This window comes from Mesorhizobium sp. M7A.F.Ca.ET.027.02.1.1, assembly GCF_004022985.1.
Classification (GTDB): domain Bacteria; phylum Pseudomonadota; class Alphaproteobacteria; order Rhizobiales; family Rhizobiaceae; genus Mesorhizobium.
Map to the genome: position 1 here is coordinate 1 of NZ_RZOL01000648.1, position 2,114 is coordinate 2,114.

General features: G+C 61.5%; 2 protein-coding genes and 1 tRNA gene. 1 reads left to right on the plus strand and 2 read right to left on the minus strand.

The genetic code is table 11. The features are described 5' to 3' along the window. Positions 1–154 precede the first annotated feature (154 nt). Positions 155–457, plus strand: coding sequence for a DUF1330 domain-containing protein (locus EN749_RS34665; RefSeq protein ID WP_127327465.1), 303 nt, complete (start codon positions 155–157; stop codon positions 455–457). Positions 458–835: 378 nt separating this feature from the next. On the opposite strand, the gene EN749_RS34670 is transcribed toward EN749_RS34665, so the two are convergent. Together EN749_RS34670 and EN749_RS34675 are read right to left on the minus strand one after the other, a co-directional pair. Further along, a tRNA-Glu gene (locus EN749_RS34670) sits at positions 836–910 on the minus strand. A gap of 439 nt (positions 911–1,349) precedes the next feature. Next, positions 1,350–2,114 (minus strand): YcbK family protein (locus EN749_RS34675; RefSeq protein WP_128364863.1); only part of this gene is annotated, 765 nt, incomplete at its 5' end.

Here is a 2,114-nt window from a genome sequence, read left to right on the forward strand (position 1 = left end):
CGGATACGACGCCAATCCGTGGATTATAACAGGCTTTTGACTTCGCGTTGGCGGATGCCGGTTGAAGCGCTGAAGAGAGTCGTCTTAACCGACAGGCCCCGCCCCCGGGACCGGACCGTAACGGTCGGGCGCCGTCGAGAAGGAGGAAGCGCAAATGGCCGCCTATCTGATCGCGGATGTAGACGTAAAGGACGCTGCCGCGTTCGAGGAATACCGGCGGGATGTGCCAGCCACCGAGGAGCGTTATGGTGGGAGATATCTAGGTCGTGGCGGTGCGACCAAGGTTTTGGAGGGCGATTGGGAGCCACACCGTTTGGTTATTATCGAATTCCCCGACATGACGTCGTTGATGGGCTGGTACAATTCGCCGGAATACGCCCGCCTTATTGAAATCCGGAAGCGTTGCGCCAACACCAGGATCATTGCGCTTGAGGGGGTTGCAACACCCACTCTTTGACCGTGGTGGCTCGCGTTCATCAGGTAGTATCCGGCTTTTGCGCCCGAATCCGTACACCGCGAAGTCAGCTGTTTAAAGCCGGGAAACCAGGCAATAAATGCGGGCTTACCACTGCGGGGCTTTCTCATTTGTCGCGGTGCCCGAGAACCCAACTCGACCGTGCAATGAAAAGCCCGCCACGGGGGCGACCTGCGGCGGGCTCTTGGAGCGGCTACATCCCTGAGGAATCGACCACTTTGTAGCAGGATTATGACCTGTGTGGCCGCGTTAGCCTATGGTGTGATCGCGGAAGCTGCGCGTCAGTTGAAGACCGCGGCAGGGAGCCAGTCGAAATTGGCCACATTGGGAGGGAGGTTTGCGCTAAACGCATTATTTTTCTGGTACGCCCAAGGGGAATCGAACCCCTGTTACCGCCGTGAAAGGGCGGTGTCCTAACCGCTAGACGATGGGCGCGCTCAGACGAAGCGGCTTATACTGGCGTTGTGCGCAACCGGCAACCCGTCAGGTGCCACCTTGGACAACTTTTTTCCGGGCCAGCCAAATCAACGATTTCCCGAGGGTTGGCAGGCTTTGATAATTAGCGGCGACACCCATCGTTTCGTCATCCTCGGGCGGAGCAAGGAGCGCAGCGACGCAGCGCAGACCCCTGGAGCTGCTCCGCAACCCAAGGGATTCATGCCGCGACTCAAACGCATCACCACGGTGCAGAATTCTGCTCCGTCGCATTCCTCGACAGCCGTCGCGGCATGGATCCCAGGGTCTCGCGACGGAGCTTCGCTCCTGCTTCGCCCTAGGATGACGAAGTTTGTGGGAGGCTTCGGCTAATCCCGAATGCTCAGAATGGTCACCGGTACGATCTTGGCTGCTAATAGGCCTAAGACCGTCTGCTAGACTAGCCGTCACCGCCGCTGCGCCGGCGGCAGCGCCAGTTCCAGTCGCGCTCGGGGCCGACGTCGACGTGAACCGATTCTGTGTGGCAGTACGTGCCGACGCCGCCGCGGCCGGGCATGCTTCTGATGTAGCTCGCCAGTTCCCATTTCGAAACGCCGGGAACCTGGATATCGGCGGCGGCGCAATACATGTGCAGCGAATTCTTGGCGCCGTTGGCGCGCCGGTTGCGGGCCGGGTCGCGATAGCCTGACGTCACCGTCATCTTGCGGCCGTAGTGGCCTTCGATCGTCTTCAGCACGCGCACCAGCGACGGCTTCAGGCAGGCCACATCGACGCTTTCGTTCTGCTTGAGCAGCCCGTTGGGCGCCAACCGGGCCATGCCGGCGGCTGACGCAACCTGATAGGAGCCGCCGATTGGCCCCTCATCCTCGTTGAGGTCGACGTCGCTTTCGTCGTCCAGGCCGGACTTGCGCTTGATCTCGAACAGGGCCGTCTGGCGTACGCCGGGCAGGGCATCGCTGCCGGTGATGTGACCGCTATCGCCACCGAGCGAAGCCAGTTGCACCGGCTTGGCCGTGGAATTGGCCGAGGCCAGCGTGATGATCGGCTTTGCCGCTGCTGGCGCCGCTTTTGCCTGCGCCGGGGGCTGCTCGCCCGTCCGGGCGTTGCTGATGATGGGGGATGGTGTCGCCGAGGCTGGCGTTGCGCCAAACATCGAGGCGAGGAAGCCTTTCTTCTTTGGTGCTTCGGCCTGCGGCATCTCGCC